At 51.7% G+C, this 201-nt stretch carries 1 rRNA gene; it reads right to left on the bottom strand.

The window, feature by feature from the left end:
• Nucleotides 1-201 (bottom strand): 23S ribosomal RNA (locus JDF658_RS13955); the annotation flags it as partial.

Here is a 201-nt window from a genome sequence, read left to right as displayed (position 1 = left end):
AATACCAAAATCCAATGTCAGGCTACAGTAAAGCTCCACGGGGTCTTTCTGTCCTGTCGCAGGTAACACGCATCTTCACGTGTACTACAATTTCGCCGAGTCCCTCGTTGAGACAGCGCCCAAGTCGTTACGCCTTTCGTGCGGGTCGGAACTTACCCGACAAGGAATTTCGCTACCTTAGGACCGTTATAGTTACGGCCG

The organism is Carboxydocella sp. JDF658 (assembly GCF_002049395.1).
Classification (GTDB): domain Bacteria; phylum Bacillota.
The sequence above is the reverse complement of the archived record's forward strand: the minus strand, read 5'-3'. Positions and strand labels throughout refer to the sequence as shown.